This window comes from Candidatus Babeliales bacterium, assembly GCA_041660205.1.
Taxonomy (GTDB): domain Bacteria; phylum Babelota; class Babeliae; order Babelales; family Chromulinivoraceae; genus JACPFN01.
This window is the reverse complement of sequence record JBAZWT010000001.1, coordinates 71,709-87,746: the sequence shown is the minus strand read 5'-3', so window position 1 is coordinate 87,746 and position 16,038 is coordinate 71,709. Positions and strand designations below refer to the sequence as shown.

The following is a 16,038-nucleotide window of genomic DNA, read 5'->3' as shown; positions in this document are numbered from 1 at the left end:
AACAAATCTTGATTTTCATGATATTTATTGTAACAATAAAACGAAAATAAAACATTGATTTTTTGTTTTAAAAAAGATTTTTGTTCTTAAAAAAGAGAACTCATGAAGCTGAAATATTTCTGTATCACGCTCTTGATCGTCGTCGCTACTTCAAGCCTGCAAATCAAACCAGATCTATTTCTTTCCGCTCAATTAACTCCAGAGCATACTCAAGGCGTTAAAGGTCTTATGGATACCGTCGCCACGTATCCACTCACGACCGTTATGGCCGATGGCACAGTTCAGCAAGGAATTCAAAATCGCACCATTAAAGCTATGACTCCTCCAGGAACCTGGCCGATTTTAGCTCATGGAAATTTTACAGTCCTAAAACCAAAAGCCACAGCATTTCAAGTCTGTCCTAGTGGATCTGCTCTTTTTCCTGGATACCCAGACGTTGCTGGAAAGTTTGACATCATGATTGCAAGCATGAAAAACAATCCAGGATTCGTTCCCTTTTTTAGAAAAATTCACATCAACGCTCTCAACGAGCTGTATCACTATCTCATGAGCATCTATACAAATTTTAATCTACAGCACGCTGGGACTATTTTAACTCAGGGTGGAAAAATGCAAGTAAGTATTCCTAAGTTTTTAAACGATGAACAGCTGTATGATGCAAATAAAAAAACGCTCATTATCAATCATTTAATAAATATTATTGAGTCCCAATTCAATGGAGCTATCAGATCTTACATTCCAAAAATTCCTCAGACTTTTGCATCGTTCATGGGAAAAACACTTATTCAAAATGATTACAGCATTGATCTCACTCAGTTCATCGTAAAACAGGTAGAGCCAGAATTAGTTAAGTATAAGAAAAAATATCTTACAGCGCTTGCAGCGTATCTTGATTTTTATCAAACATATACCAGCCATTTGCACAATCCTCATCCAAAGCACACGGAGCACTTTACAGCTTTTGTTGCTATCGCAGAAGACTTCAATCAATTTATCTACGGAGATAGTTTTGCTAACGTTGCAGCAGATAAAGAAGCCATCATGCTACAAAAAATGGATCCACCTTTATTTTGTTTTGGTTACGATGACATGCGAGCATTAAAATTAATTCCTCACCTAGCAAAATCACTATCGAAAAACTCAAAAAAAATTATGTGGCCTGACCATATTGTAGACATTGCAAATCATGGAGGCGTTATCAACGGCCATCCAATGGCTTATTTTAAAAACAGTGACGGCAAAGTTGTTAAGGGTAGCCAAGGTGATCCAACAAATAAATTGTTTTTATGTATGCAAAGCGGTGCAAATTCTTTTGAAGAACAGCTTATCGCGCAGCCTGATTGGCTCAATTCTTGGGAAGGTGTTTCTAGAATTTTAAGCGCATGCTTTGGTGATTTTTCAGCGCTTCTCGGGCTTAACATTTTTGATCCATGCATGGAGTCACTTGTTGAAAGTGTCGTTGCTACGCAGCAAGGAAAAGATCCAAATGAAACAGACTTACCTGCTGGTACGTGCAAGGCTCTTATGCAATCATGGAAAAAAGAAACGGCAACAGCAGCAGTGTCTTTACCGTTAGCAACACTCACTCCAAACATTTTAGGTCCACAGCAACACCCAGCAAATGCTTCAATATATACACCGTCCAACCTTATCCCAACACTCGCTGATATAACTCCAACTTCTGGTCTACAAGCAGGAGCACAATAATGTTAATACTGTTACTTTTATCTTTATTTTTTGTGCAACCCTCAGTGCAAGCAAACATGATGGCCGATATGGCTATCATGCTTGGTGGCCAAATGGGAGCGTCGATGGCTAACCAATCAATCAGTTCAATGTATGCAAATATGGGTAGCGCTATAGCCGAAGATCAAAATAATATAAATACTTCCAATAGCGCTTTTCAAAGCTATGTACAAAAAGCTGGAAAATCTGAATTAAAAAATATTTTTAAAATGTTTAAAACAGCCCAGACCCATATGGGCAAATTAACAGAAGATCAAACAGCTATCATGAATCAAATGGATACATATATTCAGCAAGCAATCAGCTTGGATGCACCGCAAGATGATTACATTTTAAATGGCTCGACATCTGATCAATTATTTACTCTTGGAACTATGTACACACCTAAGGGTCAAACGTGGAAGAATATCTTTCCCGTTGGAAATTGGGAATATGAAGAAGTTATAACAAAAGGGAAGGTTCCTTCTCAAGATGAAATATTTGATAGTTTTTGGCAAATGAGCAACGAGCCTCTTATGATAACTCAAACTAATCCAACAACGCAAGCTGTAACAACTTCTGCCGATAAAGCTCCCAACAATTCAATTTTTACTGAATGGATTACCAAGCAGTCTTCCTATGAAATTTTATGTGAGCTTACTTTGTATCAAGTAAATTATCCTTTTTTTGTTGGCATTATTTTTAACAAAGCTCGATGGATTTCTGGAGACAGCAGCAGACTACAAAAGTATAGACTCTTAGGGCTTTATGGAAATAACAACAAATCTGTTCAGGTCGGTTACGGTGAACAGTACACACCAGCAGCATCAACCGCTAAAGATATAACAGCTCCAACCATTTTGTATCCTTTGCAGCAAATTATAAACAACGCAGCATCAACTTCGCAGCAAACTACGATAAATCAAAGCGCATTTACAACGCTCCTGTTGCAACCAGCAACCTTTAAAATAAAAATTATAACATCGCCACAAACCATTCAGTACAAAGTCTGGCAGTCTACCACGCCAGAACCGCAAAAATTTATCACCGTAACAAGTAAAGATGCAAATTTGTACCTTTATCATGGCATCGGCTTTATGTCGCCTGGAGCAATTGCTCAATTTAAAATCATTAAACCAAAAGAAATTATTTTTTCACCAAGTGCTCGAATAACTTTTAATGCTGAAGTTAAAACTTTACTTACTAAAGAAAACCCGGCTTCGCTTTTAGCTACGCCGAGGCGCGAAGGAGCTACTTCATGAAAAAAATATGTTTGATATTTTCTTTGTGCATGTTCTATGTCAGCACTCTTTTTTCCGTAACGCCAACAACATTTAGCGATCATGAAGCAACATCTATTTTTGCAGCTATCGATTTTCCTCTTTCTGCAATCACGCAGCAAAACGATCCTTTCCTCTACACTATTTTTGCAGAAATTGATAAAACTTTTGGAAAATCTGGAATAGCTTTAGATTCATATTCAATTGATACAATAAAAAAAACTTATCTGTATCTTGTCTTTCTTGCCAAGCTAGAAAAGGTAAAAAAGGATCCACAAGTCAAACAACATTTTCCTGATTTTTTAGAATTTATACAAGACAACAATCAACAATTACCTCATCTTCCCACAGAGCAATTAATCACTTCTGCAAGCTGGAATGCTGTAAAAATCACCAATCAAGATCTTGTTAATTCTCAAACATGGCAACTTTTTTGCAAAGCAATGATTACCGACACTAATATATATTTTTCTATAGCGCTTCAAACAATTCATAACGTTGAAAAACAAACATTCAACTATATCCCTCATTTCGAGACATCGTTTTATAATGCGGACTATACAAGCCTGCGCACCATCAATGAAATCACACGTGCAAGAATTGATTTAGAAGAAACATTAAAACAGCGTTACCTTGCTCAGTGTCCTGATTGGAATGCAATTGCAAATCCTCCACGAACAACAGCTGCAAAAAACCCAAAGAGCCAAAAGCCGCAAGATCCTCAAGCGATCTTTGGAAAAACTGTTGTAACATTTATGCACACACTATTTTACCAAGCAACACATAACATGACTGTTTTAGCCGGTGCTAATAATAATCCAACACCTCAATTTAAAAGCCCGATCAAAGAGCAAGTCTGGTGTTATTTCATGCTGCATGAAGTGCACGGGCTGCTCACAAAACATATGACCGATCAAAATCTTTCACAAATGCTCGATGTGATGTCAAACAGTCAACTTATACCCAATATATTTCCATACACATTAGATGATTTTGTTCTACTCGATGAGCTTCTTGCTGCAAAAAGTAAGACCGAAGGAAATAATACAGACTCAATTCATCCGTCTCCTTCCAATTTTCATGTTGAAGAAAATATAAGCACCAAACAAGTACAAAATGATCCTCGACTGCTCAGACATGTAAAAGAACAAGTTGCAATTCATAGCAAAAAAGAAGTGCAAGTACAATCAATTTGGTCAGATATTGGACACGCCTTTACAAGTGCGTTTGACGACGTAAAAGATGAAGTTGAAAAAGCTACTAAAGCAACTGAACATATTGCAACACAGGCAGCGCTGGGAGCCTGGGGATTAATAAAAACTACAGGTGAAGATATTGCTCATGAAGGAGAGCTTGCAGGGCAAGACATGAAAAACGCTGGAATATTAGCAGGGGATGCAGTTTGGCATGTTACACAAGCTGCTGGTCAAACAATTGCAGGAGCGGGAGCATCACTTGCAGGAGCTTTAGGCACAGGTATAGAAGCTGTAGGATCTTTAACACATATCAAAGGACTTGCAAGCGCAGGAGATTCACTACATAGCGATACTGCAACCTGGGGGAAAAACGAACTTGCTGCAGCCCAAGCACATTTTAATCTAGCAGCTACAGACTTAATTTCATCTGTTGATGATTTTAAAGACAGCCTTGAAAATGGTATTGTTGCACCTTTTGCTGAAATTACCGGTGAGCTGACAGGAGTTATTTTAGATGATCAAGCAATAGGTACAGATATTTCAACAGTTATAAACCAAGTAACTGACACGCTCATTAATGTAGCAGCTGAAGCAGGTGAAGTTGTTGTTCAAACTGAAGCAACAGTCGGTGCTCTTGCCATTAGAACAGTCCGGGTTACAGCAGAATTTGCACAAACAGTTGCTGATGCTGCGTGGGCTATTTCTTCTAAGCAAGGACAACAAGCTTTTTTACAAGATGGTGAGGATTTGGGAAAAACTTGTTTAACAGCAATTACTCAAACATTTACCGGACTTTTAGACATGACCAAGGGTGCACTGGAAGCAGTTTTAACTGGCCTTACCACTATTACTAATTCACTTACGACACTGTTTATTGATCTTGCGCGCGAGATAACTTACTTGGTGCTTTCTGGAAGAATTTTAGCACTCGCATTCGGTGGACCTCTTTCTCAAGTTGCTGCTCTTGCTGTATCAGAATATATTCCTGTAGGAAATAAGTTTGCCGATCAAGCTCGCGATGATGTTTCCAATACTCTTAACGCCCATCGTCAAACAATTAACCAGGTTATGGGCGTTGCCATTTCTCTTGTACCTGCGGTTGCAGCAATTGTTATGAGCGGTGGCACAGCTGCTCCAGCTGTGATAGCCGCAGAAACTGCTATGGTCACTGCGGAAGCTGGCGCATCAGCAGCGGTAACAGTCGGAGCTGAAGCTGCTGCTACTGCTGCAACAACTGCCGCCACAACTACTGCGACTACAACTGCTACCATTGCAGCTGGTAGTGTTGAAGCAGGAACCACAACCGTAGCTGAGACTGCTACTCAAGAAATTGGAGAAACAGCTGCTCAAGAAACTCAAGGTTTGACCGAAGTAGGTGGAAAAAGTATTTTTAGCGAAGAAGTGGGTACACAGGTAGCAGAAACGAGTGCTAAAGATGCTACGCAAGCAGCAGAAGAAGAAACAACACAAATTGCAAAACAAGAAGCAGAAGCAGTTGCTAAAGCTGTAGGCAAGCAAGCAACAAGGCAAGCAACCAGAGAGGCCGCAGCAAAAGCTCTGGAAAATGCTACTACAGAACTTAATGATGCTTCAAAAGCAGCCCAGCAAGCAGCTGATAGGGTTAGAGAAGCTCAAGCAGCTTTAGATGAGGCAATGGCAACCGGTGATCAGGTTGCTCAAACAGCTACAAAAGAAGCTCTAGACTCTGCTACCAAAGAAGCTGAACAAGCTACAGAAAAATATTCTGAGAAACTAGCAGCAAAACTAGCAGCTAAGCAAGCTGTCGCTGTCGCTAAGATATCAGCTAAGCAAGCTGCGAAGTCAGCTCTTAATGTTGCTACCAAAGAAGCTGAACAAGCGAGTAAAGAGGCTGGTCAAGCCATAATTAATTCTGGTCTAAAACAACAAGCAAAAATGGATGCGCAGTCTGCCCTTGACGATATTATGGCAAAAGAAGGAAGCACTGAGGCTGAACAAACTGCAGCAAAAGAAACTTTGGATAAAGCTACACAGGAAGCTGAACAAGCAGCAAAAGAGGCTGAACAAGCTACTGCAAAATCTGTCGAAAAAACTGCTGCAAAATTAGCTGCTAAACAAGCTTTTGATGCTACTCCTAAATATGCTACAGCCCTAGAGGCTCTTCAAGGTGAAGCTATCGGTCTGGTGATGAATGCTGGCTTCGGTTTATTTAATATAGTCGGTGGTTTCAACCAAGATCAAAACGCTCTTTTAAAAGAAAACAATCAATCTAACGCTTTAAAAAACTTATGGAAATTTATTAACGAAAATAAAATAGCAACAGCTCAAAGTCAGCTTACATATCTTGACGAGATACAAGAAAAACAACAAGCAGAAATTGGTAATCAAACGTTAGCTCTCGCTTTGTACCAAAACCTCATTTATGCAGGCGTTGATACAACAAAAAATCAAATTGCTTCAGCTCTCGCACCTCAATACATTCAAAATTTAACACCTGACTCAACCACCAATTTGCTACCTGCAGACATTGGAAGCTCGTGGGGGCTTGTTACAAATTATCTTGATCTCTATCTTTCACAAGGTTTTTTCACCTCGACAACTGGCCGCTTCAATTTCCCTTACGCTCAAGAGATTGCTCAAGCTCCACTTGCAGCAACGCAAGCTACATCAACCGCAAAATCAGCAACACCAATACTAGATAAATTATGGTTTAATCAGCGCGCTACAGCTTTAGACTTACAAGATGAAAAAGGAGTAGCTAAACAACCTTTAGATCCTTTAACCGTGCAAATGGATGTTCAATTTATCTATACCCTCGACTCAGCATTTCATGTTGGATTATATTTGGGTGGCAACTATCAAAATTACAGTTCACGAAATTTTCTTGCACGACTTTTAAACACAACCGTAGCAAATGTTACACAGCAACTAGCAAGCTTTCAAAGCTATTATGTCAGCAGCAATTTTAACGCAGATGGCTCTTTCGTAAAGACTCCTCCTGCAAATTTAATCAACTCCAGCGTGATTGATCTTGACCAAGCACATCTGTCAAAAATGTTTGTGCTCTATCGTGACTTGGCAACTGACGCGCTAAGTATCGGAGTATACGAGCATGAAGGATTAGGATGGATTTTACAACAATCTCTTCCAGCGTCGCTACAGCTCGACAAACAACATACCTACCAACTCACAGCAGTGCTCAGTGGAGCAAGTCTTACCATTACGCTTTGTGCTGATAACAATCCCGTTGAAATAGTACAAGAAACTATAAGCGTTACTCCAATTGCAAATCAAAGAACATATGGAGTGATTTGTTCTGGTGCTGCTATAGAGTGGAATCAAATTTCTCCAAATCCTCAGCTCATAGTAAATGGTGCAGCTCGCCCTGCAACAAAAGATCAACCAGAAATAACACGTGAGAAGCAAGCAAAAATTGATCTTGCAAAAGAACTCAATCCAAAATTTGGTTTATTTAATCTTACAAGTCTTTCGAAAAGAAGAATCTTACTGGGGCAATATGTGTATCACACAACTGACACTGATTTCAAAAAAATAGATCCTACTGCTGCCGACTTTGTTGTTTTTGCAACAATGCAAAATGATGCCATAGTCGACAAGAGTTTAGGAAAACATCCAAGCAACGCCATAACCCCAGGTCAAACAACTGTTCTTGTTAGTCTTATAACTGGCACAGTTTATGATTCAACTGGCAAAAATATTGCTTCTGCTACAGACGTATGGAAAAATTATGAAGCCAGCACTCATGGTCCACTTCCTACAAGCCTTGGCGATTACATCACCAAACAACAAGCTGTTATAGCGACATCTTTATCAAATATTAACTTTGGTAAATTTGTACTCGATATTATCAGCCCAGAGTCTTTAAGCTCTGGTCAATATATTTATACTTGCACGCAAACTATTAACGCAAAAGACAGCACTGGAAAACCAATGATCGATTATTTAGTTATGGCAGAAGTGACAAACAATGCTTTAGGAAATTTAGTTGGCATGTCACCAATATCCTCAAACGCTCAAGGCTTAATCAGTCTGGTTACAGGAAATCTGTACTTGAAAAACACGGTACTTGCAAAAGGAATTACACCAAAACCAATTGCTTCTTACTTAGCTTCTGCAATGCTTAGTCCTTACGGCAACTCTGCAGATTACACAACTATCATAAATGCTGAAACTGCGTATGATAATTACTTAACAGCTCAACAACAACAAAAATCTACTACTACGAGCAAGTTCAAAATAATACCAGTCACCAGTACAACTTCATCGTCTATTGCAGGAATTCATCCGCCACTTCATGGAGTTAAAATAGGATTATCAAATAAAGCTCCAGGAGTTCACTTGCACTTCCCAGGCGAAAAAAGTATCTCTGATCGACAACAAAGTGCTGCCGGCAATGCAGGGTTCGAGCTTATACCCAAAAGAAGTGGTGGCGTTCACCTGAAACTATAAAACAAAGAGGGGCTGGCATGATGCAAAAACCAAAAAAACTTACTGAAAAATCTGGTGTTTATCTTTTTAAAAATAAAGACCAAGAAATTATTTACATCGGTAAAGCAAAAAATATTGCCGATCGCATCGCATCATACTTTAATCAGCCCGATGACTTCAAAACAAGTTTACTTTTGCATGAAGCAACAACACTTGAAACAATTCCCACAAGTAGCGAAATAGAAGCTTTATACCTTGAAGCTGAATTAATTAAAAAATATCAACCAAAGTTCAACAAGTTGCTCAAAGAAGGTAACCCTTTTATCTATTTATTTTTTTCGCAAGAAAAAATTCCAACACTCTCAATTGTCAGAACAAAAGACAAAAAAGGAGTTTACGTTGGACCGTTTCTTACTAAAAAATCTGCTCACGGTGTCTACAGCTTTTTAACCAAAACCCTGCAATTAAAACTATGCACAAAAAAGATTGAGCATGGATGTTTGCAATATCATATTGGTGTCTGTGCTGGATTTTGCACAAAAGAATTCGATGTAGAATTTTATAAATTCCGACTGATGCTCGCGCAGCAACTTTTAACCAATGATTCAAATCTTGCCCTTAAAGCTATCGATAAAGAAATAAAACAAGCTTCAAAAAATTTACAGTTCGAACGAGCTCGGCACTTGCTTGAATACAAGCAAAATTTTGAGCAGATCGCACAAACTTTGCAAACCCTACAAAGTATGCCAAGCAAACAAAACGCTCCTGACAATCAAAAAAATCTAGCTATTTTAATGGCACTGCAAAAACGTTTACACTTAAAACATGTTCCGTATGTTATCGATTGCTTTGATATTTCTCACATGCAAAGTTTAGCAATTGTTGGAAGCTGTATTCGTTATGTACATGGCCTACCGGAACCAAAATCTTTTCGACGCTTTCAAGTTAAAACAATTATTGAGCAAGATGATTATGCTGCTCTTGCCGAAATCGTACAACGTCGTTACAAATCTGGCCTAGAGTATCCAAATTTAATTGTTGTTGATGGTGGCAAAGGACAAATCAGTGCCGTCAAACCATACATTGGCACAGCAGAACTGGTTGGACTAGCAAAAAAAGAAGAGACTATTATTTCTGCTGACTTTAAACATTTTATAAAACTTGATCCTCACAAATCTGAAGATCTTTTACTTCTACAAATTAGAGATAAAACTCATCAGTTTGCGATTTCATATCATCGAAAAAAACGAAATCTTGTAAAAGATTTATAAATCCCCATATCATTAATCTTGGATTATAATTTTCAAAGTTTCTATAATATACATATATCAAATATTGTTTTACATAAGGGTTTAGGTATGGATTTTCAAAAATTTACCGATTCAGCTAAAGATCTTTTTCAGGCTGCTATCCAACTTGCAATTGAGCATCACAATCCAACATTGCTACCACTTCATACGCTTGCAGCAAGTTTAGATAATGAATTTTGCATGTCATTTTATAAGCGTCTCAATTTACCTATGCAAGAACTTGCAAAATTGATCGACACCGAACTTACACGACTGCCTCAGGTCCAAGGAGCAGAAATAAAACTTGACCTTCAAACAGCACAATTTATTGATGTATGTCAGAAAGAAGCTGAAAGCTTAGGTGACAGTTTTATAGGCATTGAACATTTTTTACTTCAATGGGTACAAACTACATTACTGCCAAGCTCGATAATTCAATTTTTTAAAGCACATGACTTTAATAAGCCAGCAATACTTAAAATTATGACTACTTTACGTAAAGGTAAAAAAGTGACTGATAAAAATGCTGAAAAACAGTACGAAATTTTAGATAAATATTGTCAAAACATTGCCAAACAAGCAGCTGATGGAAAGCTTGATCCTGTCATTGGTAGACATGAAGAAATTAGACGCGTCGTACAAATTTTATCACGACGAACTAAAAGTAATCCGGTGCTCATTGGTGATCCTGGCGTTGGAAAAACTGCAATCGTAGAAGGTCTTGCGCAACGCATCATCAATAATGATGTTCCTGAAAGTTTGAAAAACAATGTCATCTATGCTCTCGATATGGGATCACTGATGGCTGGCACAAAATTTCAAGGAGAGTTTGAAGAACGAATCAAAGGAATTTTGACAGCAATTGAACAATCAGATCAACGCATCATTCTTTTCATAGATGAACTTCATATGCTCGTAGGGGCTGGTTCATCTGGTGGCGGCATGGATGCATCAAACTTGCTCAAGCCTGCTTTAGCCCGTGGAAATTTACATTGCATCGGCGCAACAACAATTAAAGAATATAAAAAATACATTGAAAAAGATGCAGCACTTGAGCGTAGATTTCAAAAAGTTTTAGTTGAAGAGCCCTCAATTGAAGATGCTATTTCTATTTTGCGCGGACTCAAAGAAAAATACGAACTTCACCATGGAATCAAAATTACAGACGCTGCACTCGTGCAAGCAGTACAACTTTCTGCAAAAAATATTCCTGATCGATTTTTACCCGATAAAGCAATCGATTTAGTTGATGAAGCTGCATCCATGGTAAAAATGGCTATTGAGTCAAAACCAGAACAACTCGATCAAATGGAACGTAAAATCCGACAGCTCGAAATTGAAAAAGTTGCACTTACCAAAGAAAAAGATAATCAGCAATCACAAGAACGTTTAAAAGATTTGGTTAAAGAACTCACAGCTTTAAAAGAGCAACATCAAACGTTACTCAATCAATGGCAATCAGAACGTGCTCCTTTAGAAAAAATTAACCAAATAAAAGAAAAAATTGAGCTTGCAAACTATGAATTTGCTCAAGCTGAGCGTATGGGTGATTTTGCTCGTGCATCAGAAGTAAAATATGGAAAAATTGTTCAATTTGAAAAAGAACTTGCAAGTCAGCAAGAAAAGATAAAAGCTCTTGGCTCTCATCTTTTAAAAGAAGAAGTTACACCAGAAGACATTGCAAAAGTTTTATCACGATGGACTGGCATCCCTGTTGAAAAACTACAAGCATCTGAATCTAAAAAATTACTCGAAATGGAAGATGTCTTAGGACAAAGAGTGATTGGACAAGATGAAGCAGTTAAAAAGATTGCTAATGCAATTCAAGTACACCGCGCAGGACTTACTGATCCAAATAAACCAATCGGTTCATTTTTATTTCTCGGGCCCACAGGCGTTGGAAAAACTGAAGTTGCAAAATCTTTGGCTGATTATTTATTTAATGATGAACATAAATTAGTTCGCATCGATATGTCTGAATACATGGAAAAACATGCGGTATCAAGACTGATCGGATCACCTCCTGGCTACGTTGGCCATGAAGAAGGTGGACAGTTAACCGAAGCTGTCAGACGTAATCCCTACAGCATTGTACTTTTTGATGAAATTGAAAAAGCTCATCCAGAAGTGTTTAATATCTTTTTACAAATTTTTGATGATGGTCGGCTTACTGATGGACAAGGCAGAACAATCAGCTTTAAAAATTGCGTCATCATCATGACATCAAACATTGGTTCTGAAATTATTCTGCAAGCTAAAAAAATCGATGAAAAAGTAAAAACTGAAATCGAAAAAATACTGCATAAAACATTTAGACCAGAATTTTTAAATCGAATTGATGATATCGTATTCTTCAATATGCTTGATGAAAAAGTCATCAAAAATATTGCAAAATCACACATCAAAAATTTTGAAAAACGTATGCACGCAAAAAACATTGATGTGTCGATATCAGATAAAGCTCTCGATTTTATAGCGCTACAAGGGTTTCAACAAGAGTTTGGTGCACGACCACTCAAACGCGCAATTCAACAATTTATCGTGATACCAACATCACAATATTTACTGCAACATCCAGATGTAAAAACAATAAGTGTTGATTATAAAGATGATAAAATTGTCATTTCATAAAGACAACAGAGTTTATTATATAAAGAAGGGAGCTACAAAGCTCCCTTCTTTATATGAACTTTGCTAGATAATTTTTGATGCACGTAGCGCATTCATGCTGTGACATCGTGCCCGTATCAACACATACATCATATGAGCATCGCGAAGTAATGTGAGCGAAATCACTACCGTTGCCACTAACTTGTAAAAATGTTTCATGAAGCAAATTGTGTAATGTTGCGGCCAAACTATGCCTGCTGGTTTCTAACTCATCTGTTTCGTTCATTACCCTGCTTACAATGGTTGAAACTTCTTTTTTTGTAATGTAACCCACTATTCGTTGGCAATCATTCGCGCTTGCTACTGGTTCATACATGCCACAAAATGATTTCATGACACGAGCAATATCACGCCTTTGTTTATGATCAGCGCCAGCATTACGTTGCAACACATGCTGCAAAAGTACGGTTGGAGAACAGTAAACTAAAACTGAACATATGGAAAAGCCTGACATTATTTTAGTAAAGGAGCTTGTAGCGGTAAATTCCGAAGCATCTAAAACCGTATCAAGTATAATATTTTCACCACGTTGTATTCGTTGTTTTACGTCTTGATACATATTTGTTTTTATACTTTCCCAATTTGCACCATGCCACTGTGCATTATCAAAAACTTCTAAAATACTGCCTATGTTTTCTGAGATATTTTTATGAATTTGTTGCTGCGACATCGTGCTAGTTGAGACAAAGCCCAAATCTTGGGCTGCTTGAAACACTGCTGGATATACAAAATCATCAATTGATATAATTTTGTAACCACCAGCCAGCTGTTTTTGTAATTTTTTTGCCAGTACAGATTTTCCGGATGATGAAGCACCACTTAGCAAAATCACTGATCCTTTTGTAAGCACACCTTTTCCAAATGCGCAAAACTCAGCCAATAAAAAAATGGATATTATTAGTTTTTTAAACACGTTACTACCTCCACAGTGTTTTTTAACACTAATCACATGAGCCAGGAACATCTTCTGCTGTCACTATCCCATTTTCGATTATTCCGTAAATACACGATGCTCCAATCAGATGTATTATTGTTATCGGTTTACCATCTTTTGTTAAATGAGAGATAACGTTACCAGCAATAGTAGAATTTTGTAAGATAAAATTTTTAGTTCCTAAAAGGAAAAAACAGGGCCCTTCTAGCTGACAATCTGTCAGCGTAACTGTTTGCGCGCAAGAAGATGCTTGAGGCATAACAAATGCAACATCCTGTCTTTTATATAATTTTAACTCTTGAGAACAATGAGTGCTGGAAGAAAATCCAACACTCATTATAAAAAAAATTATTGTTCTTTGATTTTTCATGAAATCAATTTTTCTCGAAACGTATTATTTCTTGTCCTGCTTCTTAGGCAAAAATCTCAAGCCGTACATTTCTAAATCTTTTTCTGCTATTTCTCCAGGAGCTTGCATCATTGCATCATGACCCTTTTGAGTTTTCGGGAATGCTATAACATCACGAATAGATTTGCAGTGCGTCATAAGCATTATGATACGATCAAGACCAAGAGCTAGACCACCGTGCGGAGGACAACCAAGAGAAAGAGCATTGAGTAAAGCTCCAAATTTATCTTGCATCTTTTCTTCATCAAGTCCTAAAATAGCAAACATTTTCTTTTGAAATTCAATATCGTGAATACGAATCGATCCACCGCCAAGCTCATAGCCGTTTAAAACTACATCGTAAGCCCGTGCTTTTATATCACCAAAGGATTTACCTTCCCAGCCAACTTGCGGGCTGGTAAATGGATGATGCACCGCATTCCAACGCTTTTCAGCTTCATCATATTCAAACAATGGGAAATCAGTTACCCAGCAAAAACGATACTCGTCTGCGTTTGCAAGATTAAGTTCTTGAGCAAGTGCGCAGCGCAATCGACCTAAAAGTGTCCAAGCTTCGCTATATTTTCCAGCAATTAAAAAGATGGTGTCGCCAGCTTTTGCTTGCGGCATAATTGTTTTAACATGTTGTAAGAAATTTTCTGGCAAGAATTTTGACACCGGAGATTCAGCTTCACCTTGGTCGTTGAATCGAATCCAAAGTAGTCCTTTTGCTCCAAAATGCATTGCTTTATTGACCCAGCTTTCAAGCTCAGAGCGAGTAAATTGTTTTTGTGAAACTAAAATTCCACCAATTTTACCACCAGCTTGAAAAACTGTTTGTAGAAATTTCAATTCAGTCTTTTCAAAGAGAGAGCTGCAGTCTTGAATTTTTAAGTCGTAACGCAAATCAGGTTTGTCACAACCATAATCAGCGAAAGCTTGATCATAGGTAATGCGCTCAAAATTTTTTGGAATTTCAATATTTAAGGCGTTTTTGAATACATGAAACAATAATTTCTCAATTGTTTGCATGACATCCTCTTCTTGTACAAACGACATTTCCACATCAATTTGTGTAAATTCTGGTTGACGATCTGCGCGTAAATCTTCGTCTCTAAAACAACGAGCAATTTGGAAATAACGGTCCATTCCTGATGCCATAAGCAACTGTTTGTACATTTGTGGAGATTGTGGAAGTGCGTACACACTGTGTTCATGTATACGAGACGGAACTAAAAATTCGCGAGCTCCTTCAGGTGTGTTTTTTGTCAGCATAGGAGTTTCAATTTCTAAGAAACCCTCTTTTCTAAAAAACTCTCTGACAAAAAAAGTAACGTCACTGCGAAGACGCATGATTTGAAACATTTTTTCACGACGAAGATCGATGTATCGATACTGCAAGCGTAATTCTTCTTCAACGTTATCAGCTTCTTCCATCATAAACGGAAGGCCAACAGCTTTGTTTAAAATGTCTACATGTGAAACTTGTAATTCGTATGCACCAGTTTTTAAATCTTTATTAACGAGTCCAGAGTCACGCTGCACTACTTTTCCAGATACGGCAATGACAAATTCACTGCGCAAGCTATGTGCAAGTTCATGTGCAACTTTATCAAAATCAGGATTGAAAATAACTTGCATGATTCCTTCACGGTCACGCAAGTCAATAAAAATTAATCCACCATGATCACGACGTCGATGAACCCAGCCTAAAAGTGTAATATCTTTACCAACATGCTGCTCACTAACTAAACCGCAATAAGTTGTTCTTTGTTTCATAATTTTTATCCAATCAAGATTAATTTTCTAGAAAGCGTACACTAAACCAATGTTGGCTACATATCCTATATCACTACCACTTGGTTGCTTATCTGTGCCAATTAATGTGCCACATAAATCTTTATAATGCTGTCCTGGCAAGATCGCCCCAACATAACCTTCTAATTTTATTCTATCATAAAAATATGCTGCAAATTGTGTAGAAATTTCTGTGCCTATATAATTATCTGAAGCTCTTGTCCTTTCTGGAAACACACCTTTTGGAGAAATAATAACCTGCGCTCCTTCTGGCACCCAATACCCAATTAAGTTTGGAGCAATATTTACTTTATAAGATTTCAGCGATTGA

Annotated in this window: 9 protein-coding genes; 5 read left to right on the top strand and 4 right to left on the bottom strand. The window is 37.8% G+C overall.

Features of this window, described 5'->3' with window-relative positions:
- The first annotated feature begins 102 nt into the window (after positions 1-102).
- The 5 genes from WC747_00405 to WC747_00385 all read left to right on the top strand — a co-directional run bounded on the left by WC747_00405 (position 103) and on the right by WC747_00385 (position 12,549).
- Positions 103-1,707 carry a hypothetical protein gene (locus WC747_00405; GenBank protein ID MFA5998468.1) on the top strand — a complete coding sequence of 535 codons (1,605 nt, stop codon included), beginning with the start codon at positions 103-105 and terminating at the stop codon, positions 1,705-1,707.
- Complete coding sequence (locus tag WC747_00400; protein ID MFA5998467.1) at positions 1,707-2,987, top strand: hypothetical protein; 1,281 nt, start codon at positions 1,707-1,709, stop codon at positions 2,985-2,987. The genes WC747_00405 and WC747_00400 overlap by 1 nt, the downstream gene beginning before the upstream one ends.
- Positions 2,984-8,650 carry a hypothetical protein gene (locus tag WC747_00395; protein MFA5998466.1) on the top strand — a complete coding sequence of 1,889 codons (5,667 nt, stop codon included), beginning with the start codon at positions 2,984-2,986 and terminating at the stop codon, positions 8,648-8,650. The genes WC747_00400 and WC747_00395 overlap by 4 nt, the downstream gene beginning before the upstream one ends.
- A gap of 17 nt (positions 8,651-8,667) precedes the next feature.
- A complete protein-coding gene (locus WC747_00390; protein ID MFA5998465.1) occupies positions 8,668-9,900 on the top strand; it encodes a GIY-YIG nuclease family protein in 1,233 nt (410 codons plus the stop codon).
- A gap of 87 nt (positions 9,901-9,987) precedes the next feature.
- Entirely contained in the window at positions 9,988-12,549 is a 2,562-nt protein-coding gene (locus WC747_00385; GenBank protein MFA5998464.1) for an AAA family ATPase, read from the top strand.
- A 49-nt stretch (positions 12,550-12,598) separates the two neighbouring features.
- On the opposite strand, the gene WC747_00380 is transcribed toward WC747_00385, so the two are convergent.
- The 4 genes from WC747_00380 to WC747_00365 form a co-directional block, all read right to left on the bottom strand.
- Positions 12,599-13,501, bottom strand: coding sequence for an AAA family ATPase (locus WC747_00380; protein ID MFA5998463.1), 903 nt, complete (start codon positions 13,499-13,501; stop codon positions 12,599-12,601).
- Between the two features lie 28 nt (positions 13,502-13,529).
- A complete protein-coding gene (locus WC747_00375) occupies positions 13,530-13,892 on the bottom strand; it encodes a hypothetical protein (GenBank protein ID MFA5998462.1) in 363 nt (120 codons plus the stop codon).
- Between the two features lie 24 nt (positions 13,893-13,916).
- The gene (gene aspS / locus WC747_00370) at positions 13,917-15,689 is read right to left on the bottom strand and encodes an aspartate--tRNA ligase (protein MFA5998461.1); all 1,773 of its coding nucleotides are present in this window, start codon (positions 15,687-15,689) and stop codon (positions 13,917-13,919) included.
- Positions 15,690-15,716: 27 nt separating this feature from the next.
- Positions 15,717-16,038, bottom strand: a 322-nt coding sequence (locus WC747_00365; protein ID MFA5998460.1) for a hypothetical protein, incomplete at its 5' end; no start/stop codon positions are given.